Source organism: Streptomyces albicerus (genome assembly GCF_008905045.1).
GTDB classification, from domain to species: Bacteria; Actinomycetota; Actinomycetes; order Streptomycetales; family Streptomycetaceae; genus Streptomyces; species Streptomyces albicerus.
The window spans coordinates 1-26,009 of the sequence record NZ_VWMY01000067.1; the positions used below are offsets into that span (position 1 = coordinate 1).

Sequence of the window (26,009 nt, forward strand, 5' to 3'; positions counted from 1 at the left end):
CCCGCGCCCCTAAAGACGGGGCAGCGCCCCGTAAGGGGCGCGGGGAACTGCGCGCTCAGCCAAGACGAACCCGCAAAACGACACGCGGCCCAAGCCCCACCCACCCAGGGGCGCGGGGAACTGCGCGACCAGCCCCCGTCGGCCTGCAGACGACACTCCGCGTGCACCTCCCCCACGGCCGTGGTTCGCTGGGCGAGTGAGCGGGCCGGACATCGTTGGTGTCGCCGCGCGCCGTCGTGCTCAGCCGCAGCACCTCCTGCGCGTACGCGGCCGGAGTGTGGCCTGGGTGCCGCCGCTGGTCCTCCTCGTCGCGATCGCGGTGGTCGACTGGAACACGTCGGCGGAGTTCAGGATCATCTCCTGGATCGTGCTCGTGCCGGGCATCGCGGCGGCGATCTGCGGAGTCAAGGCGACGGCCGTGTTCGCCGTGCTCGGGCTCATCACGTACATCGAGATGGACGCCGTCTGGCCGGACGAGTACCAGAGCGGCATGCCGGACTTCATCCTCGTCGCCGTGGGCGGGGCGCTGGCGACGCTGGCGTGTGCCGTGCGGATACGCGGCGAGCGGCGGATGCTGCACATGCGGGACGTGGCTGACACGACCCGGCGTACCGTGCTGCGCCCGCTGCCCTCGCCCTGGGCCGGCCTCGACCACGCGGCCGTGTACCTCGCCGCCGACAGCGAGGCCCGCGTCGGCGGCGACTTCTTCGACATCCAGCCGGGCCCGCACGGCACGCGGGTCCTCGTCGGGGACGTCCAGGGCAAGGGCCTGCCTGCGGTCGAGGCGGCCGCCGCCCTGCTCGGCACGTTCCGCGAGTCCGCCTACCACGAGGCGTCCCTGGCCGTCGTCGCCGAACGGCTGGAGGTACGGATGGGCCGCCACCGGCGATACGTCACCGACCTGGGCGAGGATCTGGACGGGAACCCGGCGAGGGGCGTGGAACGCTTCGCGACCGGTGTGCTCGTCGCGTTCCCTCCCCCGGGCTCCCCCGGCGGCCACATCGAGGTCGTCAACTTCGGTCACGAACCCCCGCTGGTGGCGGGCCCCGACGGCGTACGCGCCCTGCCGCCCGGTGACGGCCTGCCGCTCGGCCTCGGCGCCCTGGCGGGGACCGGTTCGGGCATCCCGCCGGTCCGCCGGGTCCCCCTCGCCCCCGACGAGACCCTCCTCCTCGTCACGGACGGCGTGACCGAGGCCCGCGACACCGACGGCGTCTTCTTCCCCCTGCACGAGCGGTTGGCCCTGGCCGTCTCCACCGACCCCACGGCCACCCACCCCCGCCACCTGGTCGAAGTCGTCCGAGACGGCACCCTCCGCCACAGCGAGGGCCACCTGGCAGACGACACAACGATCTTCGCGGTCCGCCAGGTCCGATGATGGGAGAGGTCCGGGGCAACCGCCCTCCTTTAGGGGCGCGGGGAACTGCGCGCTCAGCCACACACAACCCGCACCGGCTGAACAAACCCGCACCACCCACCCCGTACCGCCCCCACCCCAACACCATTTGCACCCGCACCGGTTACGGTGCTGCCGTAGTGATCGAAGGGGAATCGAAGGGGAGGGGACAACGGCGATGCCAGGAACCGTATTGCTGCTCGCAGCGTCGCCGACAGGCAAGAGCTGCCTCGTGGACGCCGCATCCGTACTCCCCGTACTCGCCGCCGTGTCCCCCTCCGTCCTCTCCGGCACGGACACCGCGAACGTGGTCGAACTCGCCGACCCGTTGGAGCCGCAAGCCGTCCTGACCCGCCTGCGCGCCGCCGCGACGGCCCCCGGCCCGCTCACCGTCTTCCTCACCGGCCAGCTCCAGCTGGACCGCCGCCAACGACTCCCGCACCTCGCACTCGCCCGGACGACCCCCGCCACCGTCCGCTACACCGGCTTCCCCTGGCACTGGCTCCGCGAGGAGATCCGGCTGCGCGCCCCGGGCAGTACGACCGTCCTCGTCGACCTCCACACGGACACGGAGACCTGGCAGCACCTGACCACCCATCCGCTCACCGTGGGACCGGGCACCCGGTTCTACGGCCGCGTCGCCCCGCCTCCCCCGCGACGCGCGGTGGCGTCCCCCACGTACATGAAGTCCCTGGCCACGATCCTCCGCAGCGGCCATCGCCCGTCGCTCCCGCAGCTCCACCAGCAGGCCCTGACGCGTTCGCTCGGCGAGGATCCGGAGGCCGCCCGCCGGGACATCGTGCTGGCGGTCGATCCGGCGCAGCCGGCGGCACCGGCGGCGGGACCGTACGCGCCGCCGGTCCAACAGGCGGCACCAGTCCAGCCCGCGTCACCTCCGGTACCCGTACCCGAGCCTGTGCCTGTACCCGAGCCCGTTTCCGTACCCGCCCCCGCCTCCCCGGAGGCACCACCCGCACCCCCGCCCTCGGACCCGCACGCCGAGATCGCCGCCGCCGTCCAGAGCGGCAAGCACGCCGAGGCCGCCGCGCTGGCCGAGCGGTGGGAGCAGGCGGCGGTTCGGGCGTACGGTCCCGGGGCCGACGAGGTCGTGCACTGGATGGAGGTGCGGGCCGACCTGGCCATGTTCGCGGGGGACGCCGAGCTCAGCTGCCGGACCTGGCTCGCGGTGGCCGACGTACGGCTGGCCGCGGGGCAGGCGCCGGACGCGCCCGGTGTCGAGGCGGCCGTCGACCGGGCGCATCACCAGTGGGGCCGTATCGACGACTCGGCGCGGGCCCGTGAGCTCGGGCCCGCGCTGGCCGACCTGCGCCTGCGCGTTCCGGGGCGTCGGCAGGGGGCGCTGGACGACGTCCAGCGGCAACTCAGCCGGCTCCAGGCACAGGTGTGACGAGGCTGAGCCTTTCCTCGTCTTTCCTCTCCTCCCCTTTCCTCTGCCTTTCCTTCAGAAATCGCTGGGCGGGTAGACCTCCGCCCTTGGTGACGCGGCGGGCAGTCTCACCCTGAACCAGGCTCCCCGGTCGGACGGTTCGAGGGTCACCGTGCCGCCGTGGGCCTGCGCGATGGCCGCCACGATGCTGAGCCCGAGGCCGCTGCCCGCCGCGGTCGCCTCCTCGCCCCGCACGAACCGTTCGAAGATCTGCGGCCGCAGCGTGGGCGGCACGCCCGGTCCGTCGTCCGTGACCTCGATGACCCGGTACCCGTCCTCCGTGCCCAGCCCCAGCGTGGTCGTCGTGCCCACGGGCGTGTGCACACGCGCGTTGGCCAACAGGTTGGCGATCACCTGGTGGAGCCGCAACGGATCACCGGTGACGGTGTGCTCGCCGGGCGCCACGAGGAGCCGTACGGCGTGCTCGGGATGGCAGTCGCGCGCGGCCGTGACCGCGTCGCGGCACAGCCGGGCCAGGTCCACGGGCAGCAGTTGCAGCGGCTGGCCCAGGTCCAGGCGGGACAGCAGCATGAGTTCGTCGATGAGCGAGGCCATCCGCTCGACCTCGGTGGCGACCCGCCCGAGCAACTCGTCGCGTACAGCGGCGACTTGTACGGACTCGGCTCGGCCTTCCCAGGAGTCCGATCCGTGCCCGGGACCCGATCCCTTCCCGGGACCCGATCCGTGCCCGGGACCCGATCCCTGCCCGGGTACCGGCCCGGCGCGGGCGAGTTCCGCGTACCCGGCGATCGCGGTCAGCGGATTGCGCAGTTCGTGTCCCGCGGCCGCCAGGAACTCCCGCATCCGGCGCTCCGACGCCTGCCGCTCCTTCTCCGCGCGTCTCCCCAGCCGCCGGGCACCGAACGCCACGGCGCCCAGCAGCGGCAGCGAGGCCCAGGCCTCGATCTTGAGGAGCCGGTCGACGGCCCGCTGGGCGTCGGCCATCGACCGGGCGGTGATCACATACGTGCTCTTGCGGTCGGCGCCCGCTTCCGGGGAGCGCACCACGAGGGCCCGGTACATGTCGCCGACGGCCACGGTGCGGCCGTGTGCGGCGAGGGCGGCCAGCCGGGCGGCGGTCAGGGAGGGGAAGGGCGGCAGGTCCGGGGAGCCCGCGTACCGCTCGGTCACCCGGCCCGTGTCGTCCACGACGAGGATCAGGCACGCCTCGTCGAGCACCGGCTGACCGGGGGCGGCGGACACCGTGATGCCGCGGAACTTCTCGATCTCCTGGTCGGTGCGCTCGGCGAGGTGGTGGCCGAGCGTGTGGGCGGACAGCGCGGCGACCGTGCCGAGGGTCGCGAGGGTGGCGGCCAGCCACAGTGCGACGGTCCGTGAACCGGCCGGGTACAGTCCGCGCACAGCCAGGTTCAGTCCGCGCACAACAGATAGCCCGCTCCGCGCACGGTCCGTATGAGTTCCTGTCCGGGGCCGCCGAGCTTGCGGCGCAGGTAGTAGACGTACGTGTCGACGTTGCCGGAGCTCTCGGCGCGGTGGTTCCAGACGCGCTCCTGGATCTGGGCGCGGGTCAGGACCCGGCCGGGGTTCTCCATCAGGTAGCGCAGCAGGGCGAATTCGGTGGTGGTGAGGCTCACCGGCCGCCCGCCGGACCAGACTTCGTGCGTGTCGGCGTCCAGCCTCACGCCGCCGGCCTGCAGGCTGCGGTGCTCGGCCGAGCGGTCGGCGGCGGTGCGTCGCAGGAGGGCCCGGACGCGGGCGGCGACCTCTTTGAGTTCGAAGGGCTTGGTGACGAAGTCGTCGCCGCCCAGGTCGAGTCCGCGTACCCGGTCGTCGACCTCGTCGCGGCCGGTGAGGAACAGCACCGGCATGGTGTGCCCCCGCGTCCGCATCGTCCGGCAGACGTCGAAGCCGTCGAGGCCGGGGAGGTTCACGTCGAGCAGCACGAGGTCGGTTCTCCGGCGGGAGAGCGCGTCCAGCGCGTGGCGTCCCGTGGCCGCGGCGGTCACGCGGAAGCCGAGGAACTCCATCGCCATGGTGAGCATGGCGCGTACGCCCTCCTCGTCGTCCACGACGAGGAGATGGGCGGGGGCAGTGGGGACAGGGTTGGTCATGTCCTGTTCCTTTGTTGTGCCGACCGTGAAAGTGACTCAACTCATGGAGGCTCATTGAGACTTCAAGTCTCAGTGGGCGCACATCGTCACACGTACCGGCAGGTAGCGGGTAGCACCCGCTATCGGGCAAACATCTCCAGCGCCCCCGACACCAGCGTCCGTACGCCCGGGCCGACCGTCGCCAGATCGGGTGCGAAGTGCGGGCTGTGGTTGCTGGGCACGGCGGCGAGCTGCTCCATCAGGTCGCCGCCGGCCGACGCCCCCGCCGCGTCCCACACCTCGGCGGGCGTGCTCGTCACGAACCAGTAGGCGTACGGGAGTCCGCCCTGGGCGAGGAACGGGAAGTCCTCGCTGCCCATCACCGGCCCGAAGTCGAGGACCGTGCCCGCGCCGAACACCTCGCCGTGCACGGCGGCGACCCGGCGGTCGGTGTCGGCGTCGTTCACGGTCACGGGGAAGCTGCCGCCGACCGTCATGGTGGGCTCGCGCGGACAGCCCGCCGCCGCGCACTCGCCCGCCGCGATCCGCCGGATCGCGGCGAGCATCCGCTCCCGCACCTCGACGGACTGCGTACGGAGGTTGAGGGCGAGCCGGGCCTCGGACGGAATGATGTTGTGGCGCGCGCCCGCCTCGATCTTCCCCACGGTCAGTACGGCGGACTCGCGGGCCGCGATCTCGCGCGAGACGACGGTCTGGAGCCTCGTCACGATGTACGCGGCCGTCACCACCGGGTCGACGGTCGCCTCGGGCCGCGAGCCGTGCCCGCCCACCCCGTGCACCACGATGTCGACGTCCGTCGAGGCCGACATGATCAGGCCGGGCGAGTGCGCGTACAGACCGGCCGGGCCGGGTGCCGCGTGCTGGGCGAGCAGGACGTCCGGGCGCGGGAAGCGCTCGTACAGCCCGTCCCCGACCATCGCGGCCGCGCCCTCGCCGGTCTCCTCGGCGGGCTGGCCGACGACGAGGAGCGTGCCGTTCCAGGTGTCGCGCCCGGCGGAGAGCGCGTCGGCGGCGCCGGTCAGCCAGGTGATGTGCAGGTCGTGCCCGCAGGCATGCATGACACCGGGCGTCTCGGAGGCGTACGGCAGTCCGGTCTCCTCGGCGACCGGCAGCGCGTCCATGTCGCCGCGCAGCAGGACGGTCGGCCCGTCGCCGTTGCGCAGCATCCCGACGACGCCGGTGCCGCCGACCCCCTCGGCCGTCTCGTACCCGGCGGCGCGCAGACGGTCGGCGAGCCCGGCCGCCGTGCGGTGCTCGCGCGCCGACAGCTCCGGGTGGCGGTGCAGGTCCCGGTAGAGCTCCTCCAGCGCGGGGAGCGGGAGGTCGGCGGTGAGGTCCAGCGCGGTGCGTGCGGCGGGAGAGGTCACGGGGTCAGATTATGTCCGCACGCCGTCCCGCGGGCCGGACCGGAAAGATCACGGGCAGGGAAGTTCGTATGCCGTCCCGCGGGCCGGACCGACTGTCAGAGGTGCGCAGTACCGTCCTGTCATGGCAGCCAGAATCGATCTGACCCTCGACTGCGCGGACGCGACGCTCCTCGCCGAGTTCTGGAAGACGGCCCTCGGGTACGTGGACGAGCCGCCGCCCGCGCCCTTCAAGACGCGTGAGGAGTGGCTCGCGCAGTTCGACCTTCCGGAGGACGACTCTGAGGATGACGCCGCGTGGCTCTGCGATCCCGACGGCGTCGGGCCCCGGCTCTCCATCCTCAAGGTCCCCGAGCCGAAGACCGCGAAGAACCGGCTCCACATCGACGTCCGGGTGCCGGGACACGGCAGTCCGGATGAGCGGTGGGCGCGAATCAGAGCGGAGTCCGGGCGGCTGGTGGCGGCGGGCGGGGCCGTCCTGGAGGAGGTCGAAGGGCATCACGTGGTGATGGCCGACCCGGAGGGCAATGAGTTCTGCGTCGCGGCGGCGGCTCCCGGTTGACCCGCTCGGAGTGACGGGCGGGACGACGTGCGGAGTGACGTGTTTCTTCAAGACCGCGGTGCGCGGGCCTTCCTAGACTCGCGTCATGCATGAAATTGAGCTGCTTTCGGGTGTTCTGTCCAAGACCGGTGACCTCATCGAGGGTGTCGAGGGCGGGCGGCTCGGTTCTCCGACGCCGTGCGAGGAGTACGACGTCGAGACGCTGGTCAACCATCTTGTGGGCTGGTTGATGTTGTTCGAGGCCCGCTGCCACGGCCGCCCGTACGACTCCGACCCCGCGCAGTACCGGTGCGGAGCTGATCCGGCCGGCGAGTTCCGGGCCGCCGCGGCCGGTCTGGTCGCCGGGTGGGAGAAGTACGGCTTCGACCGCGAGGTGGCCGTGACCGGCGACGCCAAGCTGCCCGCCGCGATGGTCTTCAACATGACGCTCATGGAGTTCTCGGTCCATGGGTGGGACCTGGCCGTGGCCACCGCTCAGCCCGTCCCCTTCACCGAGCAGGAGGCGGCGGAGATCCTGGCCCGCGCGGAGGTCACGCTCCCGCCGCAGTACCGGGGCGAGGGCATGCCCTTCGGCGAGATCGTCCCCGTCGCCGAGGACGCACCGGCCGCGGACCGCCTCGCGGGGTTCCTCGGCCGCGATCCGCTGCGCTGGGAACGGTCCTAGGCTAGGCCGGCGTCAGCGCCCCGTAGGGGCGCGGGGAACTGCGCGACCAGCCACAACGGACCCGCAGACGAAGCACCGCACTTCCAGCGGAGCGCTAAAGCGGTGGGTGCGCCGGTGCCGGGCCCAGTGTCGTGGTGCCCGGCGCCGTGCGGTGCCCGAGACCCGTCCGGTACGCGTCCAGCGCGGCGTCGATCCGGCCCGTGCGCCGGAGCAGATCGCCGAGCAGGCGGCACAGGTCGGCCAAGTCACCGGCCGCGCCCGCCCGTTCGAGGAGGCTCAGCGCGCGGACGTAGTGCTCCTCGGCGGTCTCCGTGTCGCGGGCGTCCTCCGCGATGATGCCGAGCAGCCGGTGCGCGGCCGCCGAGTGGACGGCACCCCGCTCCGAACTCAGGTCCCCGAGCACGTCGTGGAGCAGCGCCGCCGCCTCGTCCGACTTGCCCCGCCGGTGGAGTACGTCCGCCAGCTCCACCGCCACCTGGCTGGTGTAGAGCACGGCCCGCTTGGCCGAGAGCATGGCCTGCGCCTCGCGCAACTCGCTCTCCGCCCGCTCCATGTCACCGTTCTGCGCGTACAAGTACCCGCGCATCCAATGGCAGTTGGCGAGTTCCGTACGGATCTGGAGCTGCCGGTACAGCTCCGCCGCCTTCCCCAGGGACGCGTCCGCCTCGGCGATCCGGCCCTCGGCGATCATCGTGCGGGCGACGGACCGATGCATACGGGCCACCAGCGCGGGATCCCCGACCTGTGGGGCCAGCGCCAGCGCGAACTCCGCGGCCTGCGCCGCCCGCGCGTGCGCACCCATGTCCATGTACGGCGCTATCACCGCCGTGTAGAGCAGCAGCAGGGCGTCCGGATCGTGCAGCCCGCCGCGGTTCAGCTCGTCGAGCGTGGACTCCAACAGGTAGCAGGCGTACCGGAGTTCGCCCGCGAGGTAGTGCGAGACCGCCCGGCCGCGCAGGGCGGGTACCCGGCTCGGCAGCGGCGCGTCCGCGAGGCGCTTCTCGGCCTGCTCGAAACGGAGCCTGGCCGTGGCCAAGTCCCCTGTCTCCAGGGCGCATTCGCCCAACCCCAGCAGCGCGGCCGAGCACTCCGCGTTGAGCCCGTGCGCCTCCGCTTCCGCGAGCAGTTCGGTGTACTGCTCGGCGGCGACCTCCGCCTCGCCGGTCGCCAGCGTCCGCTGGGCGTCCGTGAGCCGCAGCCGCAGGTCCGTGGCCAGGTGCGCGGGCCGCCCGGTGGCCAGCTCCTCGTATGCGACCCCGAGCTTCTCCGCGATGTGCCGCAACGCCTCCTCGGAGGGCCGTACGCGGCCCGCCTCCAGCGTGGAGACGTACGCGGGCGTGTAGGCGGGTTCCGCCAACTGCTTCTGCGTCAGACCGCGTTCCGTACGCAGCTGCTGCACTCTGCGCCCGATGATTCCCGGGTCGTCGCGCTCGGCCATGGCGTAAGCATGCCAGTAAGTCGACTTACACCTACCTCGCTATCCAACTTCCGCTTGTAACAGCGTAGTTAAACGGTGCGGGCGGGCCGCCGAACGGCTCAATGCGGGTCTTGCCCCGGAGGCCAACACGCCCTAGGTTAAGCCGCGCGTTAAGCGCACCATGACTCAAGACTTAATACGCTGGCTTACGTTGACGATGCGAGGTTGTCGCCGTGTTCCGACGCATTGCCGCGCGCTACATCCCGGCCCGGTTCATCGCAGCGCTGGGCGCCGCCGTGATCGCCTTCACCGCGCTGATCAGCGCGGCGGAGGCGGGCCCCCACTAAGCGCTCCGCGGGAGGGCGGTACTGAAGGTGCGGGCCGTTTGTGGCTGGTCGCGCAGTTCCCCGCGCCCCTAAAGGGGCGCGACACCGCGTCGGGCGAGGGTGTCCACGAACGTGCCGAAGGCGGCCGGGCTGACGGTGAAGGCTCCGCCTTCGGGGTTCTTGGAGTCGCGGATGGCGATCAGGGTGGGGAGTTGGGCGACTTCGATGCACTCGCCGCCCGTGTTGCCGCCGTACGACGACTTGCGCCACTCGGCTGCGCCGAGAGGGGCGCACTCGACGCACTCGCCGCCGCTCGTTCCGCTGTAGCTGGACTTACGCCACGATGCGGCCGTCAGTGCCTCGCTGGTCTCCATAGCGCTCCTCCATTACGCGGGCGATCAGTTCTGCCGAGGCCTCGGGCGAGAGAGCCATGGCCTGCAAGCGAGCGTAGCCGACCGAACGCTCCCTGATCACTTGCGGGTTGGCCGTCATGTGAGGGATGTCGTAGGTCTCAGCGTAGAAGAGATCTGGGTCGTCCTCGAAGCGCAGGAGCGTGAACGAGCCCATCATTCCGGTGTGCTGGCCAACCGAGTGCGGCAGCACCTGAATCTGTACCCACGGTTGCGTACGGAAGCTCAACAAGTGGGCCAGTTGATTCCACATGACCTCTCGGCCACCCACCTTCTGGTGGAGCGCCGACTCGTCCAGAACCACCCAAAGTGCGGGCGGATGCTCTCGTTCGAGGATGCGCTGTCGTTCCAACCGAGCCGCGACCATCTCCTCGACCCTGTCCGGATGGTCCACACCCAGCAACGCTGACGCGTACCCCTTGGTCTGGAGAAGTCCGTGCACCAACTGGCACTGATACGTGGAGACGTACGTGGCCCGCGCCTCCATCTCCGCGTATGGCTGGAACCACGTCGGCAGCTGACTCCGCAGCACCAACCCCACCAGCCGCGTGAACAACCCATCCGTCATCAGCGCCGCATCCACCCGCTCGGCGAAATCCCTCGTCGGGACCTTCCTCGCCGTCTCGATCTGGCCGACCAGGGACCCCGTACAGAAGATGCAGGAACCCAACTCCCCCTGCTTCAGCCCGGCGGCCTCCCTCTGGCGGCGCAGTTCGGAGCCGAAGTAGTCCAAGGGGGAGGCGCTGGGATCGAGTTCGCGGATGTTGGCCATGTGTGCCATCCCCCAAGCTGACGCGTCGCGTCGTTGATTCCGGGTCGTAGCCGAGCGTAATCAAACAACTCCACGCTGGTGACATGAATCACGCAACTGACGTCCCTGAGGCGGGGATTGGCGCCAGGTACGGCATCAGCTTCACCGTCGGTGACCACTCGGCTCGGCATCTGCGCCGCATCTTGAGGATGTACCTCGCCGCATGGGAGACGCCGGAGCTGACGGAGGCGGCCGGGCTGGCGCTCACCGAGCTGGTCGCGAACGTCGTACGTCACGTACCGGATCGCCGTTGCGCGTTACTGATGCTGCGGCGGCCGGGCGGCGTACGCGTCGAGGTGACGGATGCACACCCCTCGCCCCCGCTGTCCACAGCTGTGGACGAACTCGCCGAGGGAGGCCGGGGCCTGGTGATCATCGAAGCGGTCACCGACCGCTGGGGCTGGCAACCCCTGCCCGGCCGCCCCGGCAAGACGGTGTGGTTCGAGTGCGACGCGAAGCCCCCCTCGCCTGTCGACGGCGCCTAGTTCTCCAGGCGGACCGGCATCAGGAGCGAGAACGTGTCCTCGGCGTCGGGCCGGCGGATCGCCAGCGGCGCCGTAGGGGCGCCGAACTCCAGGATCAGTCGGTCTCGGGCACCGGCGGCGAGCGCGTGCAGCAGGAACTCGCGGTTGACGGCGACGTGATTCTGGTCGTCGTCACTGTCCTCGCAGACGGTCACCGCGCCGTCGGCCGTCACCTCGAGCACGCTGAGGTCGCAGGACACGCCGTCCTCTTTGCGCGGCTCGCTCGCCCGGACCGGACCGGTCTCCAGCGCCTTCCGGAACGCCGGCACGTCGACGACCGCACGGCGCCCGGCCGGCAGGCGGACGAGGCGGCGGTAGTCAGGGAAGTGGTGGTCGAGGCACTGACCGGCCGCCTGGCGGTCCCCGGCCTCCAACGTCACGCGGTCACCGTCCACGGAGAGTCGGACGGGTTCCTCGCCGTTCAGCAACGCCCGCATCGCGTCGGCGAGCGGGGCAGGCACGATGACCTGCACACGGGGCCCGCCGTGCCCGGCGGTACCGGTCCGCGCGACAGCCATCCGGTACCGGTCGGTGGCCACGACATGGAGTGCCTCGTCCTCGATGTCGAACAGGACACCGCCGAGCATCGGCAGCTCCGGGTCGGCACTGGCGGCGAACCGGACGGCGTCCAACGCGCCGGCCAGCTCAGCCGCGGAGACGGTCAGCCGGACGGCGGCGGTGCGGAGCGATGTCATGGGAATCTCCTTGCGTTCGAGTAGCGCTCTGACCGCGGAGAACTCGCTGCGGGCATCGGCCAGCCCCAGTTCGAGACGGCGCAGATGCGCCTGAAGCAGCGTCCGTACGAGGTCGGTGTCCGCGCCGGACCAGCCGGCCAGCACCAGCCGGATGTCCGGCAACGGCATACCGGCCCGGCGCAACCGGGTCAGCAACCGGGCCTCCTCGCACTGCTCGGGGCCGTACCAGCGGTAGCCGCTCACCGGATCCACCCAGGCGGGGACCAGCACCCCGGCACGGTCGTAGAACCGCAGGGCGCTCACGCTCAGTCCACTGTCCCGGGCCATCTCGCCGATACTGCGCATCTCGCTCTCCACATCCGGAACTCTGAGCCCTGCACAAGGTCGAGGGTCAATCCCAGCCGGTCGGCCCCGCAAGCGGCCCGTCGCCCAAGGAAAGCGCGGACCCCGCACAGCGGCACCGGTTAACCTGCGCTGACGTACAAGTGGGTGAGGCGGGGCGGGAAGCAAGGCGCGTGGAGAACCGACGAATGGTGGCCGACGGGGCGCGGGTGGCGGCCCGGGCCTTGGTCTACGCGGTGGTCGGTGGGGTCGCGCTGATCACCATCGCCACCGTCGGGTCCGTGCTCGGGCCGATGCTCGCGCTCGACATCGCGACGCCGGCGATGGCCGCGTGGTGGACGGTGTTCACGGCCATCGCCGTGCAGGGGATGCCGTTTCTGCTGCTGGGCACGGTGGTGTCGGCGGCGATCGGGGCGTTCGTGCCGGAGCGGGTCTTCAAGCGCGTACTGCCGAAGAACCCGGCGCTCGCCGTGCCCGTCGCGGGCGCCGCGGGGGTCGTACTGCCCGGGTGCGAGTGCGCGTCCGTGCCGGTGGCCGACAGCCTGATGCGACGCGGGGTCGCCCCGGCGGCCGCGCTGGCCTTCCTCCTCTCCGCGCCCGCCATCAATCCGGTGGTGCTGGTCGCCACCTCCATCGCCTTCCCCGGGAACCCCGCCATGGTCGGCGCCCGGCTCGTCGCCTCGCTCGCCGCCGCCGTGGTGATGGGATGGCTGTGGGTGCGGTTCGGGCGGGAGGAGTGGCTGCCCGCACGACGTACGGGTGGCGCGGGGGCTGCCGGCCTGGGCGGATGGCCGGGCTTCCGGGACGGGCTCCAGCACGACTTCCTGCACGCCGGAGGCTTTCTCGTGGTGGGCGCGGCCGCCGCGGCGACGTTCAACATCCTCGTGCCGCGGTCCGTCCTCGACCTCTTCACCGACTCGCCCTGGTTGTCGGTGCTGCTGCTCGCCGTTCTCGCTGTCGTGTTGTGTGTCTGCTCCGAGGCCGATGCCTTCGTGGCCGCTTCGCTGACCGGGTTCTCCCCCACCGCCCGGCTCGCCTTCATGGTCGTCGGGCCGATGGTCGACCTGAAGCTCATCGCTCTGCAGGCGGGGACCTTCGGGCGGGCGTTCGCGGTGCGGTTCTCGGCCGTGACGTGGGTGGTGGCCGTGGTGAGCAGTGGGGTGGTGGGCTGGTGGCTGCTGTGAATGACGTGAGTGACGTGGATTCCGGGAAGGGGCGGACCCGTGTGCGTCTGCGTCTGGGTCCGCAAGGGGTGCTGCTCATCCTGTGCGGCGCCGCGCTGCTCCGGATCGCGCTCTTCAGTGAGCTGTATCTGCGGTACGTGAAGGAAGGGCTGCGGCCCTATCTGGTCGTCTCGGGGGTAGTGCTGATCGTGCTCGGGGTGGTGGGCATGGTCAGGCGCGATCACGAGGATGAGCGGTCTGAGGCTCACGATCACCACGAACCCGGTGACGAGTGGAGTGACGGTCACGATCAGCCCGAGCACGGTGACGAACGGACTGACGGTCACGATCAGCACGAACACGGTGACGAACGGACTGACGGTCACGATCTGCCCGAGCACGTCGGCCACGACCACACCCGCAACCCCCGCATCGCCTGGCTCCTCACCGCCCCCGCCCTCGCCCTCCTCCTCTTCCCTCCTCCCGCCCTCGGCTCGTACAGCGCCGAACGCGAGGAGGCGAGGGTCGCGGCCCAGGGCACGGGCACCTTTCCGAAGCTCCCGGCCGGGGATCCCGTCGACCTGACGGTCGGCGCGTTCGCGTCCCGGGCGGAGTGGGACACGGGCGCCTCCCTGAAGGGCCGCACCGTCCGCCTGACCGGCTTCGTGACCCGGGACGACGGCGGGGTCTGGTACGTCGCCCGGTTGCTGGTCGCCTGCTGCGCCGCCGATGTGCAGGCACTGAAGGTCGAGATCCGCGGTGCCGACGCTCCGGCGGCCGATACGTGGGTCACGGTCACGGGGACGTGGCGTCCGACGGGGAAGCCCGGGTCGGAAGCGGCTCGACCCGTGCTGGACGCCGCATCCGTACAACGGATTTCGGCACCTTCCGACCCGTACGAGAAGCGTTGAGCGTTCCGTGCGACCGCGACGAGGCAGGACCCCCGGGCCCCTGGCGGGACGCGGTGGCGGGCGGAGGGTGCCGGAAACAACGGGAAGCAGGGCAGGAAACAACGGAAGGCAGGGCAGGACATGGCCACCGTCGTCGAGTTGACGTACTACCCCGTCAAGGGCTGCGCCGGGACGTCGGCGAGTGAGGCGATGCTGACGCCCGCCGGTCTCGCACACGACCGCAGCTTCATGGTCGTCAGCGAAGAGGGCGTCTTCCGCACGCAGCGGCGGGATCCACGACTGGCCGTGATCCGGCCCGACATCACCACCGACGGCGAACGGCTCACGCTCCGCGCACCGGGCTCCGAATCCGTGGACATCGACGTGGACACCTCCGGCGCCCGGCGGCCCGTCGACCTGTTCGGGGCCGCACACCAGGGGATCGACCAGGGCGACGCGGCAGCCGACTGGCTGTCGCACGTGCTCGGCACACCCAGCAGGCTCGTGCGCGTGCCGCCGGAACACCACCGGGTGACCGACGGCAGGACACCGGGCACCTCCGGCTACGCCGACAGCAGCGCCCTGCACCTCATCTCGCGCTCCACCCTGGACCTGCTGCAGCGGAAGCTGGCCGAACGCGGCGCGCAACCGCTGCCCATGAATCGCTTCCGCCCGAACGTCGTCATCGACGGCTGGGACGAACCGCACACCGAGGACCGCGCCCACCGCATCACCATCGGCGACGCCGAACTGAGCTACGCGAAACTCGCCATCCGCTGCGCCGTCACCATCGTCGAGCAGAATTCCGGCACGAAAACGGGCCCGGAGCCCCTCCGCACCCTCGCCGCCTACCGCCGCGCCACCCAGGGCGGAGTCGCCTTCGGCACGAAGTACGCCGTACTGCGCCCCGGCAAGCTGTCCGTCGGCGACGACGTGACCGTCAGCTTGTGGGGCGAGTCCGAGATGTAGCCCCCTATGGGGCTGTCCGGGTGGGTACGGGCACGGCCACCGCCTCGGACTGCGCGCCGGGGGAGCCGGCCAGCCGCCATACCTCCGTCGCCTCCAGCGCCGCGTGCTGGTCGGGCGGATACGTGCCGGTCAGGCCCGCGACCCGGGCGGGCTTGCCGCCGCGCTCGGCGAACAGGGCGACGGTGAGGGCGAGCCGGGGCGAGTAGACGCTGTGCCAGACGGTACGGGTTCCCGGGCCGCTGCCCGCGCCCGCCGAGTGGCTGATCAGCGGCCGGGACGTGACCTCGACCGGCTTGACCGCGGCCCCCTCGGCGAGCGACACATGCATCAGCTCGTTGATCACCGCCGCCTCCTTCTCGTGCATCGCCGTACGGGTCTTCGCGTGCGTGGTGTGGACCGTGGTGCCCCCGCGGGTGATCTTCGTGACCGTGTACGGCTTCGCGTACCTGCCTTTGGCCGCCAGGGTCGCGTACGCCGAGTTCAGGCGCATGGGCGTGGGGGCCGGATCCTTCTGGAGGTCGGACAGCGGGTCGCCGAGCCGGATGCCCTTGAACATGAACGGTTCGGTCGCCGTGCCCGCCTCGACCGCCCCGTCGACGGCGTCGTTGAACGGCTGGTGAGCGTAGTCCGCGCCGCCGTACAGCACACGGACCGCGCCGTCGCCCGGCACGGTCGCGACGACCGCGGTGTGCAGCCGCGCCCCTTTCGAGTTCGCGGGCGTACGGTCGCGGACCAGTTCCGCCGTCGCGTCCTGCAGGCCGAGGTCGAAGGTGGTGTGCACCTTGTAGCCGCCGCGCGCCAGTTGGTCCTCCGTGATGCCGAGCCGGTCGGCGGCCTCGGCGGAGGCCGCGTCGATCAGGTACTGGCGCTGGCCGTCCGTGTCGCCCGGCGGGTAGAAGCGGAACGCCGGGAAGCGGGCGGACGCGCGCTGCCGGTCGGTGATCGCGCCCGAGTCCGCCATCGCGTCGAGCACCCAGACCCAGCGGCGCTCCAGCGTCCCGGTCACCTTCGCGTCGGCGCCCGCCCGCTCGTAGTACGAGGGAAGGTTGACGATCGCCGCGAGTGCCGCACCCTGAGAGACCGTCAAGTCCCCTGCTCCCACGCCGAAGTAGTTCCGCGCGGCCGACTCGATCCCCGCGGCGCCGCGGCCGAAGTACACCGTGTTGAGGTAGCCCTCCAGGATCTCGTCCTTGGACCTCGTGCGGTCCAGCTTCACGGCGATCAGCGCCTCGTGCGCCTTGCGCTTCAGCGACTGCTCCGGGGTCAGCAGGGCGTTCTTCACGTACTGCTGCGTGATCGTGGAACCGCCCTGCCGCTCGCCGCCCGTCACGGTCGCGAGCGCCGCCCGCAGGATCGCGGTCGGGGCGACCCCCGAGTCCGTACGGAACGAACGGTTCTCGGCGGCGATCACCGCGTTCTGGACATGCCGGGGCACCTGCTCGAGAGGGATGTCCTGGCGGTCGACCGGTCCACGGCGGCCCAGGTACTCGCCCTCCGCGTCCACGAAGACCGTGCTCTGGCTGACCGTCTCCGGGTGCGGCTCGGGGATCTCGGTCAGGCGGTACGCGAGGACGAGGGCCGCGCAGGCCGTGAGGAACAGGGCGAGCAGGGCTGCCAGGGCGCGGCGGAGGCGGCGGGGGCGGGTCCGGCGGAGGTAGGTGCGGAGCGTGCGAAGTCGGGCGCTCATGAGGTGGTGGCCGTCCGCGCGAGGAGCTTGCCGGTGGAGTCGTAGGCCTTCACGGTGACCGGGTCCAACAGCCCCTTGCTGCCGGGGAGTTGGGTGTCCGCGAACCAGACGGACCAGCCCGGGGTGCCCGCCAGAGTGAGGACACGGGCCGTGAACTCGCCGTCGTCAGTGGTCAGTTCGATGCGGGACAGCTCGCGGGCGCCCCGGTAGACGCCGGAGAGGAAGTGGCGCTCACCGGACGCGGGGTCCGACTGGACGGTCAGAGTGGGACTCTTCCCCTCACCGGTCGGGTGGAACTGGTTCGACTGCTTCGGCGTCGACCAGTGCTTGCCGTCCTTGGTGAGCCAGAGCTCGACACCGGGGCCGGCGGCGACGCGCTCACCGGCGGTGACGACGCGAACAGCAGTCCTGGCGGCGGGAGTTGAGGTCGTATTCGGACCGGAGCCGGTGCCCTGCACGGCTCCCAGGACCAGGGGTACGAGGAGCAGGGCGCAGGCCGTCGTCAGTGCCGCCGTCGTACGGCGCCGTCGTCGTCGGCGGGTGCGGCCCGCCTCTTCGATCGCGGGGAGCGGCGGGAGGACGGGGTCGGGCACGGGCGGGCTCCCGATGTGGGGGGCGTCGTTGTACGCGGGATGGGCGCGGAGGGTCTTCAGGGCTCGGCGCCGGTGCGCTTTGACCGCGCCCGGCGAGGAGTCGAGGAGCGCGGCGATCTCGCGGTGGGGGAGGCCGTCCCAGTGGTGGAGCACGGCCACGGCCCGTCGACGGGGCGAAAGGGCGGCCAACGCCTCGGCGAGCGGGTCGAGTTCATCGGGGACGTACGACTTCGGTGCGTGCCCGGAACGGGCGAACGGCAGGCGCTGCCTGCGCGAACGCCGGAGGTGACCTCGGGCGAAGGGCAGGCGCTCGCTGCGTGACCGCCGGAGGTAGCCCCGTACCAACGCCCTTCGGACGTAGAACTCCGCGTCGTCGGATGGAACCCCTCGCCGCCGCGCGTACATCTCCGTCAGTGCCGCTCGCGCCAGGCTCTCCGCGCCGGCGGGATCCCCCGTGAGCAAGCGGGCGGTACGGATCAGTCGAGGCCAGTACTTCCTGGCGCGGGTGGTGACGTCGTGTTCGTCCATGGTCAGTCGATCGCTGGTCGTCGGGCTGGTGCGGGTCCGTGGGGGGTTCTGTGCCCACCGCCGCCGTGGACCGCTGTCGCTCCGCGGAGGTCGTTGCTCGTGGTCATGGGGTGCCCCCTGTGTTGTGCTTCGATGTACGCGACGTACGGGACCTGTACGCACGGCGGGGGCGGCCGGGTTGCACGGGAAATCCGCGAACAGCGGCGGGGAACATGGCGGGGGGCATGACCGAGGAAGAGTTCGACACGTTCTACGCCGCCGCGTTCCCCCGGCTGACCGGCCAGCTCTACGCCTTCACCGGGGATCACGGCGAGGCGCAGGACGTCGTCCAGGAGGCGTTCGTACGCGCCTGGGACCGGCGGCGGGAGTTCCTGGCCGAGGGGGCGCCCGAGGCGTGGATCCGCACGGTCGCGATGCGGCTCGCGGTGAGCCGGTGGCGGCGGGCGCGGCGCTGGCTGGAACTGGTGCGCCGCAATCCGCCGCCGGAGCACACGCCCGGTCCGGGGCCGGAGCGTGCCGCGCTGGTGGGGGCGTTGCGGGAGCTGCCGGAGGCGCAGCGCATGGCTGTCGTTCTGCACCATCTGTGCGACATGAGTGTCGAACAGGTAGCCTCCGAAACCGGTGCGCCCGTGGGGACGGTCAAGGCCCGGCTGTCCCGTGGCCGGGCGGCGCTGGCGCGGCTGCTCGACGAGGCCGACGAACTGGGTGAGAGGGAGGACGGCCGTGTCCGATGAGCTCACGCCCCGCCGACCCGAGGACGCTTCGGGCTCCGGGCAGCTCGATCGCTCCGAACTGGCCCTCGCGCTGCATGAGTTGGCCCAGGACCACGAGACGCCCGTACCGGTTCCGGGTGCGGAGATCCGGCGGCGCGCGGTACGCCGTCGGCGTCGGCGGCAGGGCTCGCTGGCCGCGGCCGGCGCCACCGCCGCGGGGGCCCTGGCTCTGGTCCTGACCGTGATCCTGACGGGTGGCGAGGATGCCCGTTCGACTCCGCCCGCCGCGACCTACGGCGCGCCCACGCCGCCGGTCACCAGGGCGCCCAGTCCGGTGGCCCCCGCCGTCACGGTCGATCTCACCCGGCGTGAACTGACCGTCGAGGGGCGCATTCTGCCCATCTCTTCCGGGGCGCTCAAGACACCGACCCCGACGGGGCTGATGACGGTCACCGCCAAATACCCGGCGGCGACCGTGCCCGGCGATTCCGCGGGGTTCAACGGGTACGACATGAAGGCGACATGGGTGATGAGGCTGCGCACCCCCGACGACCGTACGAACTACGTCCTCGCCCTCACCTGGGACGAGAAGGCGCCCGGCAACTACGACAGCACCGGCGGCGTGATCGGCCTGCGGAGCCCCGACGCGATGTTGCTGTACAAGGTGTTGAAGCCGGGCTCGGTGGTGGAGGTGGTGGGGGCGGCTCCGGCGACGGAGCTGGCCCCGACGGGGAAGGCGAAGGCGACTGCGGCGGAGCCGTCGACTGCGACGGACGCGGCATCCCCGGCGGAGCCCCGGACAGCGGCAACGCGGGGCGTGAGCGGCGGCGGTACGGGGCCCTAGTGACTGTGACCGTGCGGCATGAGGCGGTCCACCACGCGCCGGGCCGCCCCCGGGCGTGGACGGGGGACCGTCGGCGGCCGCTCCCAGTCGCACGGTGGTGACGGGCGGCGGGGCGTGACCGCGCCGTGCTCCTTCAGCGCGACGCTCACGAGGCCCAGCAGGAGCTGGACGTCGGCGTCGCAGTCGAGGAGGACGGTGATCCAGGAGGCGCCGGGGCGGACTCGGATCGCGCTGGTGTGCACGAGCTGGGGAAGCAGGCGTTCGACAGCCGTGCGGGTGAGGTAGAGGTCGGCGGAGTCGTCGGAGTGGAAGTGGACGATCTCGTGTCCCGCCGAAGCGAAGGCATGCCCAACGGTGCACCGGGGCGGGCCACTTACCAGGTTCGGCCAGGTCTCCAGGAGAGCCATGGCGCGATGGGCCGCGGTCATAACCCCATACTCGCTCATGCTTCACCCGGAGTACCACCCCCAGCCACTTCCGACTACTGGTCCCGCACGCCCGGTCAAACCGCCCGGTCAAGCCGCCAGGCCACCCCACCCGGTCACCCGCCGGTTTCCGGCCCGCTCACCCCTCCTGGACCTCGAGGCCGATGCCCCGCGGCGATTACTTTCCGGCCGTGGAACAGTCGTCAGAGAAAGGAGCAAGGAGATCGACATGACCGACACGACCGATACAAAGGGCCCGGAGAACGACGAAGCGCTGATCCGGGAGCTGATCGAGCGGTGGGCCGAGGCCGTGCACGCCGGGGATCTGGACACGGTTCTGGCCGACCACGCGCAGGACATCGTGATGTACGACGTGCCGCCGCCGCAGGAAGGCGTCCGTGGTCTGGACGCGTACCGCGCCACTTGGCCGCCCTTCTTCGAGTGGCAGGCCAAGGGGGCGTCCTTCGACATCCTCTCGCTCGACGTCACCGCGGGCGCGGACGTCGCCTACGCCCATGCCCTCCTGCGCTGCGGCACCCCGGACGAGCTGGCCACCCGCCCGGACACCCGGCTGCGCCTCACCCTCGGCCTGCGCAAGGAGGACGGCCGCTGGATCGTGGCACACGAGCACCACTCGTTCCCGTACGAGGACTAGGTTTCCGGGAATTCCGCCGCACCTTCCCCGCCGCCGCGCGCCAGAGGCCGCGCCGTTCGATAGCTGGTGATATGGCTGCTTGGGTGCGTCGCGGGGCGTACGGGAGCGGTGCGGCGGAGGTGGGTTTGTGGAGCGGTCTGGTGAGGACGGTTCGGCGCCGGTCGGCCTTGTGGAGGAGGCCGTCGAGTCGATCGGGACCAGCCTGGACGAGCGGACCACCTGCGGGGAACTGGTCGGATTCCTGGGGCGGCACGGATGCGAGGCCGTCGCCGTGGACCTGCTCGGCGAGGACGTACCGGCGGCGGAGCACACGGGCGAGACGGCGCTGACCCGGGTCGCGGCGGTGGGGCCGGGCGAGCTGCTGGAGACGCCCGACAGGGAGCGGTCCCTGACCGTGCGGGCCCTGGACGAGGGACACCCGATCACCGCCACGGAGGACGTGTCCGGCGTCGTGTCGCGCCGGTCGATGTCCGTGCCGCTGCTCGCGCACGGCCGCCTGTACGGGGTGCTGCTCGCCGTGCGCACCGGCCGCCCCTTCGCCGACCACGAGACCGCCGCGATGCACTACGCAGCCCGTCTCGCCGCCGTCCACATCGGCCACGCCCGCCGCCACACCGCCGTCCACAGCACCGCCATGAAGCTCCAGCGCGCCCTCCTCGCCGAACCCGGCCGCCCGCACCCGAACCTCGACGTCGCCACCCGCTACCTGCCCGTCGGCGGCGGCACCCTCGTGGGCGGCGACTGGTTCGAGACCGTACGGCTGCACTACGGGCGCACCCTGCTGGTCATGGGCGACGTCATGGGGCACGGCCTGGACGCCGCCGTCGACATGAACGCGTACCGCTCGATGCTCCGGTACGTCGCCTCCGCCGACCTGCCCCCGCACCGCGTGCTCCGCCAGCTCGACGCCGCCGTCGCCGAGGACGGCACGCGCCGCCCGGCCACCTGCCTGCTCGCCCGCGTCGACCCGACCCGCGGGAGGGCCGCGCTCGCCAGCGCGGGGCACCTGCCTCCGGCCGTGTTCGCCGGCGACGGCACCGGCACCCTGCTCGACGTCCCCGTCGGTCCCCCGCTCGGCACCGGCGTCGGCGGCTACGAGCTGAGCACCCACGAACTCGCCCCCGACGAGACCCTGTTGATGTTCACCGACGGCCTGGTCGAGCGCCGCGAGGAGGACATCGACACCTCCCTGACCCGGCTGGCCACCCTGCGCCTGCACCCGGAGGCCGACATCGAACACCTCCTGGACCAAATCCTCACCCGCCTCGACGCCCCCCGAGCCCAGGACGACGTCGCGGCCCTGGCCGCGAAAATCCGCCCCCGAAAACCACGCCGCCGCTCCGAGTCCGATCACTGAGCCCCAGGGCCACCGTTTGTGGGTCAGGGCGTGCTGATCCGGACCGGCTCACCGCATTCGTGGATCACTTGGCCGAGCTGCTCGCGGAGCGTTCGTAGCGGGAGCGGTGTCGGATGACCGCTTCGGTGTTTCCGCAGCGGGCCGTGCAATAGCGGCGGCGTCCGTTTCTGGAGGTGTCCACGTAGGCCCGGGAGCATGCGGGGCGGGAGCAGCGGCCCAGTCTTGATCCTCCTTCCCAGCACAGGACGAAGGCGAGTCCGCCGGCGGTGACCGCCTTGACCCGGGAGAGTACGTCGGCCGAGTCGGGTACGAAGTGGAGATGGGGCTGGAGGCCGTCGTGGGTGGTCACCCAGGGGCGGATGGTTGCCTGTACCAGCAGGTCGTTCACGGCTGAGCACTGCTCGGTCGGGTCGCTGGGGTCGAATGCCCGCGCCAGTCGGTCCCGCCAGAGCCGGAAGCCCTCGACGTCGGCTTCGGTCATTTCAGGGCGGCGGATCTCGTGTGCCTCGAGCAGGGCTTGGATGCTCGTGGCGCTCATCTCGGGCAGATTGATCAGATCGGCGGAGAGTACCGCCCCGAGGCGGCCGTAATGGTTCTGCTTCACGTGACCTTCTCGCGCGTCAGGAGACCCCACGCTCCGCGGCCCGGCTGGCCCCGCTCGGCTCGCTCACCTGGATCAGGTGGAAGTCGGAGCGGGTGATGAGCCATCCATTGGTGGCGCACCACAGGTACCGCACCATTCCCTCGGACGTGAAGTGTTCCGATATCGGTCGGCAGAAATCGGAGGAGAGGCCACACGAGGGGCACCACCACGATTCTCGCCGCACATCTGCGATTCGTGCCATGTCCGCCAGGGTGCGGTCATGGGTCAAATACATTCAACCATTACATCTGGCGTTGTATGTGGCGTTGCATCTGGGGGGCGTGCCCCATGGCGCGACGGTGGTGGACCGGCGGGTGCTCGCCTCGCCCGCGCAGGGGTTATTCAGAGGCGAACCGGAACAGGTTGAAGCGGTACGCCTCGATGTCGCGGCGGCGGACCGTGGCCATGAACCGGAGGACGAGGCGCAAAGGGAGCGGGAGCTGACGGGCGACCGGAGCGGGCAGGTGGGCCAGGGTGCGGGAGTCGGTCAGGCGCAGGCCCGGCTGCCAGTGCTCGACCGCTCTGGGGTCGTCGCAGCTCCACCGCATACGGGCCGCCATTCCGGCGAGTACGTCATGGCTGTCCTGGGCGTCGATCATGCGGGCCGACGCGGTCTCCAGGGCGAGGTGCGCCCCCGGCAACCGCTCGCCGGCCTGCCGGAGGACCGAGCGGACCTGCTCCTCCTCCAGGTAGATCAACACCGCCTCGGCGGCCAGGAAGTACGGCCCGGGGCTGCTGCTCCGTACCTCCTCCAGCCAGTCGGAGTCGGTGACCGAGGCGGCGAGCATGCGCCGGCGGTCCGTGTCCTCGAAGAAGTTCCGCCGCAGCGCGATCACATCGGGCAGGTCGAGGTCGAACCAGTGGACCGTGCCGTTGTCCAGGCGCTCGAAACGGGTGTTGAGGCCCGTACCGATCTCCACGACCGTGCCCGACGGGTGCCGGTCCAGGAAGTCGCGTACCCACAGGTCGAAGAGCAGCGTGCGCAGATTCGCCCCGAGCAGGCTCTTCGCGCCGTCGAAGCGGGAGAAGTCGTAGTCGAGCGCGTCGACCATGTCGACGGCTCGCGGGTCCTTCAGCATGCCGCGCGGCTTACGTGTCTCCACCGCGCGGGCGTAGAGGGGGATGAGCAACGTCTCCTGGATGTCGCCGAGTCGGGGCGTGCGCTTCTCCACCGGACTCTCCTCACGGGGCAGTAGGGCCGGCTGGGCGATCAAGCGATCAGGCGGCCAGTTGGCCACTCGGTCAGGTCAGCTTCTTCGACTTCTCCACCGCCGCCGCGAGCCGTTCGACGACCGGCGCGAAACCGGCGTAACTGAACCGCTCCTCCATCGACCACGGGGTCGTCTGGCCGGCCTTGACGGCGGGCAGCTGACGCCAAGTCGGCTTCCTGTCCAGCTCCTTGGGCGGGAGGGCGGTGGAGCGGTTGTCGATCATGATGAGATCGGCGTGGTACTTGTCGGCGTTCTCCCAGCTGAGGAACTCCCAGAAGCCCCACTCGTCGGACTTCTCGCCCTCGACGAACTCCACTCCCAGGTCCTTGAAGTAGTTCAGGTCGCTGTACGAGTCGGGGACGGCCACGTACATCTGCTCGTCGTCCCCGGTCATCGCCATGACCTTCAGCCCGCCGCTCGCCTCCGCGGCCTCGCGGAGGGTCTCGACCGCCTTGTCGAAGCGGGCCTTCGCGTCGGTGACCTTCTTGGCGCCCAGGTCCGCTCCGAGGGACTCGGCGAGTTCGGCGGTCCGGCGGAGGGGGTTGAGGAGCGAGGTCCGGGCGACGCTGATGCCGGCGGTGGGCGCGAGGGCCTCGATCTTCTCGCGGCTCTCCTCGGGTACGTACCAGAGGTCGGGCGCCGGGAACATGTTGCTGATCAGCAGGTCGGGCTTCAGGGCCGCGTACTTCTCGACGTTGAACTGGCCCCACGCCGTGCCGAGGCTGGTCAGCTTGGACACGTCCATGTCGCCGGCCTGCGGGTTGGGCTTGCCGCCGACCGGATCGGTGGGGCCGAAGACGCCCTTGCACTCGATGCCGTAGTCGTAGAGCGCGGCGGCCGTGCTCACGAACGCGACGAGCGTCTCCGGCCTGCGGTCGGTCTCGACCGTACGCCCGCGGTCGTCCTTGAAGGACCAGGGGCCGTCGCCGCTCCGGTCCTCTCCGGCCGTCCCCGCGGGCTCGTCGCTGTCGTCGCCGTCACCGCAGGCGGCCAGAAGGGGAGCGAGGGCGAGGGCGCCGCCGGCCGCCAGCAGGCGCCGGCGGGAGACACGGTTCGGGACAGGGGAGGTCGATTTCATTAGGAAAGGCTAACCTAACTATCCTGCCTGTCGACAGGCCCTTGCGCCGGCAGCCCCTTGCGTCGACAGCCCCTGCGTCGGCAGGACCTTCCGTCGATACGACCCTTGCGTCGGCAGTCCGTGCGCTGGCAGCCTCTTGCGTCGGCGCGCCGGATCCCGCGGATTCACCGGGTCAGCAGGTCCCGTACGGCCTTGGTCACCTCATCGGGAGCCTCCTCTGCCATGAAGTGCCCGCAGGAGACGGTGGTGTGCCGCAGGTCGGGTGCCCAGGCGGACCACAGCGCGGCGGCGTCGAAACCGAGGGCCGTGCCCCAGTCCTGCTGGAGGACGGTCACCGGCATCCGCAGGCGGTTGCCGGCCTCGCGGTCGGCCCGGTCGTGTACGACGTCGATGCCGGCGGAGGCGCGGTAGTCCGCGACGATGGAGGGGACGGCCGCGCGGGACGCCGCCAGGTAGGCGGCGCGGACCTCGGGCGGCATCGCCGCCTCGTCCCGCGTCCAGACGTCGAGGAAGTGGCCGAAGAAGGCGTCCGGGCTCGCTCCGATCAACTGCTCGGGCAGGCCGGGTGGTTGGGCCATGAGGTAGAGGTGGAAGCCGATCGCGGCCGACGTCCCGTGCAGCACGTCCCACATGTCCAGGGTCGGCAGGACGTCCAGCGAGGCGAGGTGCGTGACCGCGTCCGGGTGGTCGAGGGCCGCCCGGAACGCGACCAGTGCGCCCCGGTCGTGCCCCACCAGCGCGAAGCGTTCGTGGCCGAGCGCTCTGGCGAGCGCGACCACGTCGGCGGCCATCGTCCGCTTCGAGTACGTCGTTCCGTCGGGGTCGGCCGGTTTGTCGCTGGCTCCGTAGCCGCGCAGGTCGGGGCAGATGACGGTGTGCTCGGCCGCGAGGGCGGGGGCGACGTGGCGCCACATCAGGTGGGTCTGCGGGAAGCCGTGCAGGAGGACGACGGGGGTGCCGGTGCCGCCGACGGATGCGGTGAGGGTGACGTTGTCTGCGACGCCTGTGCGGAGGTGGGTGAAGCCGGGGATGGTTGGGGCGGTGGTCACGGGTGGCCTTTCGGAGGGGTTGTCGGGTTGGTCGTTGGCTGCGGGTTGTGGGGGCTGGTCGCGCAGTTCCCCGCGCCCCTGGGTGGGGTGGGTGGTCGGGTTCGTGGTGAGCTGCGGGTTGTGGGGGTTGCTCGCGCAGTTCCCCGCGCCCCTTATGGGGCGCTGCCGGGGCCC

At 71.3% G+C, this 26,009-nt stretch carries 26 protein-coding genes; 12 read left to right on the forward strand and 14 right to left on the reverse strand.

Going from position 1 to position 26,009, the window contains the following annotated elements:
* Positions 1–196: 196 nt before the first annotated feature.
* Together GAS53_RS42975 and GAS53_RS42980 are read left to right on the forward strand one after the other, a co-directional pair.
* On the forward strand, positions 197–1,378 hold the full coding sequence (locus tag GAS53_RS42975) for a PP2C family protein-serine/threonine phosphatase (protein ID WP_151483221.1): 1,182 nt from the start codon (positions 197–199) through the stop codon (positions 1,376–1,378).
* A gap of 196 nt (positions 1,379–1,574) precedes the next feature.
* Positions 1,575–2,804: a hypothetical protein gene (locus GAS53_RS42980; RefSeq protein WP_151483222.1), complete on the forward strand. Its 1,230-nt coding sequence runs from the start codon at positions 1,575–1,577 to the stop codon at positions 2,802–2,804.
* A 54-nt stretch (positions 2,805–2,858) separates the two neighbouring features.
* Here the strand turns inward: GAS53_RS42980 and GAS53_RS58120 are convergent, their stop codons facing one another.
* The 3 genes from GAS53_RS58120 to GAS53_RS42995 all read right to left on the reverse strand — a co-directional run bounded on the left by GAS53_RS58120 (position 2,859) and on the right by GAS53_RS42995 (position 6,282).
* Positions 2,859–4,226: a sensor histidine kinase gene (locus GAS53_RS58120; protein WP_318723646.1), complete on the reverse strand. Its 1,368-nt coding sequence runs from the start codon at positions 4,224–4,226 to the stop codon at positions 2,859–2,861.
* Positions 4,214–4,915: a response regulator transcription factor gene (locus tag GAS53_RS42990; protein ID WP_192583524.1), complete on the reverse strand. Its 702-nt coding sequence runs from the start codon at positions 4,913–4,915 to the stop codon at positions 4,214–4,216. Before GAS53_RS42990 ends, GAS53_RS58120 begins: the two co-directional genes overlap by 13 nt.
* Before the next feature lie 119 nt (positions 4,916–5,034).
* Positions 5,035–6,282 (reverse strand): amidohydrolase, encoded by a 1,248-nt coding sequence (locus GAS53_RS42995; RefSeq protein ID WP_151483223.1) that lies wholly within the window; start codon positions 6,280–6,282, stop codon positions 5,035–5,037.
* Between the two features lie 121 nt (positions 6,283–6,403).
* Between GAS53_RS42995 and GAS53_RS43000 the strand changes: the two genes are divergently transcribed.
* Positions 6,404–6,841, forward strand: a complete 438-nt coding sequence (locus GAS53_RS43000) for a VOC family protein (RefSeq protein ID WP_151483224.1) — start codon at positions 6,404–6,406, stop codon at positions 6,839–6,841.
* An 85-nt stretch (positions 6,842–6,926) separates the two neighbouring features.
* Positions 6,927–7,505, forward strand: coding sequence for a TIGR03086 family metal-binding protein (locus GAS53_RS43005; protein ID WP_151483225.1), 579 nt, complete (start codon positions 6,927–6,929; stop codon positions 7,503–7,505).
* Between the two features lie 94 nt (positions 7,506–7,599).
* Here the strand turns inward: GAS53_RS43005 and GAS53_RS43010 are convergent, their stop codons facing one another.
* The 3 genes from GAS53_RS43010 to GAS53_RS43020 all read right to left on the reverse strand — a co-directional run bounded on the left by GAS53_RS43010 (position 7,600) and on the right by GAS53_RS43020 (position 10,430).
* Positions 7,600–8,943 carry a helix-turn-helix domain-containing protein gene (locus GAS53_RS43010; RefSeq protein ID WP_151483226.1) on the reverse strand — a complete coding sequence of 448 codons (1,344 nt, stop codon included), beginning with the start codon at positions 8,941–8,943 and terminating at the stop codon, positions 7,600–7,602.
* A gap of 394 nt (positions 8,944–9,337) precedes the next feature.
* Entirely contained in the window at positions 9,338–9,622 is a 285-nt protein-coding gene (locus tag GAS53_RS43015; RefSeq protein WP_151483227.1) for a DUF397 domain-containing protein, read from the reverse strand.
* Positions 9,582–10,430: a helix-turn-helix domain-containing protein gene (locus GAS53_RS43020; RefSeq protein ID WP_151483228.1), complete on the reverse strand. Its 849-nt coding sequence runs from the start codon at positions 10,428–10,430 to the stop codon at positions 9,582–9,584. The genes GAS53_RS43015 and GAS53_RS43020 overlap by 41 nt, the downstream gene beginning before the upstream one ends.
* An 83-nt stretch (positions 10,431–10,513) precedes the next feature.
* On the opposite strand from GAS53_RS43020, the gene GAS53_RS43025 reads away from it, so the two are divergent.
* Positions 10,514–10,954 (forward strand): ATP-binding protein, encoded by a 441-nt coding sequence (locus tag GAS53_RS43025; protein ID WP_151483229.1) that lies wholly within the window; start codon positions 10,514–10,516, stop codon positions 10,952–10,954.
* On the opposite strand, the gene GAS53_RS43030 is transcribed toward GAS53_RS43025, so the two are convergent.
* The gene (locus GAS53_RS43030) at positions 10,951–12,033 is read right to left on the reverse strand and encodes a DNA polymerase III subunit beta family protein (protein WP_151483230.1); all 1,083 of its coding nucleotides are present in this window, start codon (positions 12,031–12,033) and stop codon (positions 10,951–10,953) included. The two genes, GAS53_RS43025 and GAS53_RS43030, sit on opposite strands and share 4 nt — an antisense overlap.
* A 185-nt stretch (positions 12,034–12,218) precedes the next feature.
* Here GAS53_RS43030 and GAS53_RS43035 point away from each other — a divergent pair, with 185 nt between their 5' ends.
* The 3 genes from GAS53_RS43035 to GAS53_RS43045 all read left to right on the forward strand — a co-directional run bounded on the left by GAS53_RS43035 (position 12,219) and on the right by GAS53_RS43045 (position 15,052).
* Positions 12,219–13,214 carry a permease gene (locus GAS53_RS43035; RefSeq protein WP_151483261.1) on the forward strand — a complete coding sequence of 332 codons (996 nt, stop codon included), beginning with the start codon at positions 12,219–12,221 and terminating at the stop codon, positions 13,212–13,214.
* 41 nt (positions 13,215–13,255) lie between these two features.
* Positions 13,256–14,104: a TIGR03943 family putative permease subunit gene (locus GAS53_RS43040; protein WP_450165072.1), complete on the forward strand. Its 849-nt coding sequence runs from the start codon at positions 13,256–13,258 to the stop codon at positions 14,102–14,104.
* A 120-nt stretch (positions 14,105–14,224) separates the two neighbouring features.
* Positions 14,225–15,052 (forward strand): MOSC domain-containing protein, encoded by an 828-nt coding sequence (locus GAS53_RS43045; protein ID WP_151483231.1) that lies wholly within the window; start codon positions 14,225–14,227, stop codon positions 15,050–15,052.
* Positions 15,053–15,056: 4 nt separating this feature from the next.
* Here the strand turns inward: GAS53_RS43045 and GAS53_RS43050 are convergent, their stop codons facing one another.
* On the reverse strand, positions 15,057–16,739 hold the full coding sequence (locus tag GAS53_RS43050) for a transglycosylase domain-containing protein (protein WP_151483232.1): 1,683 nt from the start codon (positions 16,737–16,739) through the stop codon (positions 15,057–15,059).
* Positions 16,736–17,860: a sigma factor-like helix-turn-helix DNA-binding protein gene (locus tag GAS53_RS43055; protein ID WP_151483233.1), complete on the reverse strand. Its 1,125-nt coding sequence runs from the start codon at positions 17,858–17,860 to the stop codon at positions 16,736–16,738. Before GAS53_RS43055 ends, GAS53_RS43050 begins: the two co-directional genes overlap by 4 nt.
* Positions 17,861–18,084: 224 nt before the next feature.
* On the opposite strand from GAS53_RS43055, the gene GAS53_RS43060 reads away from it, so the two are divergent.
* Positions 18,085–18,594: a SigE family RNA polymerase sigma factor gene (locus tag GAS53_RS43060; protein WP_151483234.1), complete on the forward strand. Its 510-nt coding sequence runs from the start codon at positions 18,085–18,087 to the stop codon at positions 18,592–18,594.
* The gene (locus GAS53_RS43065) at positions 18,584–19,417 is read left to right on the forward strand and encodes a L,D-transpeptidase (RefSeq protein ID WP_192583525.1); all 834 of its coding nucleotides are present in this window, start codon (positions 18,584–18,586) and stop codon (positions 19,415–19,417) included. Before GAS53_RS43060 ends, GAS53_RS43065 begins: the two co-directional genes overlap by 11 nt.
* Here GAS53_RS43065 and GAS53_RS43070 read toward each other — a convergent pair.
* Positions 19,414–19,845 (reverse strand): luciferase domain-containing protein, encoded by a 432-nt coding sequence (locus GAS53_RS43070; RefSeq protein ID WP_192583526.1) that lies wholly within the window; start codon positions 19,843–19,845, stop codon positions 19,414–19,416. The two genes, GAS53_RS43065 and GAS53_RS43070, sit on opposite strands and share 4 nt — an antisense overlap.
* 226 nt (positions 19,846–20,071) lie before the next feature.
* Here GAS53_RS43070 and GAS53_RS43075 point away from each other — a divergent pair, with 226 nt between their 5' ends.
* Together GAS53_RS43075 and GAS53_RS43080 are read left to right on the forward strand one after the other, a co-directional pair.
* Positions 20,072–20,497 (forward strand): nuclear transport factor 2 family protein, encoded by a 426-nt coding sequence (locus GAS53_RS43075; protein ID WP_151483236.1) that lies wholly within the window; start codon positions 20,072–20,074, stop codon positions 20,495–20,497.
* 127 nt (positions 20,498–20,624) lie between these two features.
* Positions 20,625–21,854 carry a PP2C family protein-serine/threonine phosphatase gene (locus tag GAS53_RS43080; protein WP_151483237.1) on the forward strand — a complete coding sequence of 410 codons (1,230 nt, stop codon included), beginning with the start codon at positions 20,625–20,627 and terminating at the stop codon, positions 21,852–21,854.
* 64 nt (positions 21,855–21,918) lie between these two features.
* Here the strand turns inward: GAS53_RS43080 and GAS53_RS43085 are convergent, their stop codons facing one another.
* From GAS53_RS43085 to GAS53_RS43100, 4 genes are all read right to left on the reverse strand, one after another.
* A complete protein-coding gene (locus tag GAS53_RS43085; protein ID WP_151483238.1) occupies positions 21,919–22,458 on the reverse strand; it encodes a CGNR zinc finger domain-containing protein in 540 nt (179 codons plus the stop codon).
* A 377-nt stretch (positions 22,459–22,835) separates the two neighbouring features.
* The gene (locus GAS53_RS43090) at positions 22,836–23,669 is read right to left on the reverse strand and encodes a class I SAM-dependent methyltransferase (RefSeq protein ID WP_225859436.1); all 834 of its coding nucleotides are present in this window, start codon (positions 23,667–23,669) and stop codon (positions 22,836–22,838) included.
* A 70-nt stretch (positions 23,670–23,739) separates the two neighbouring features.
* Complete coding sequence (locus GAS53_RS43095) at positions 23,740–24,786, reverse strand: ABC transporter substrate-binding protein (RefSeq protein ID WP_151483239.1); 1,047 nt, start codon at positions 24,784–24,786, stop codon at positions 23,740–23,742.
* Positions 24,787–24,950: 164 nt separating this feature from the next.
* Positions 24,951–25,835 (reverse strand): alpha/beta fold hydrolase, encoded by an 885-nt coding sequence (locus tag GAS53_RS43100; RefSeq protein WP_151483240.1) that lies wholly within the window; start codon positions 25,833–25,835, stop codon positions 24,951–24,953.
* Positions 25,836–26,009 lie beyond the last annotated feature (174 nt).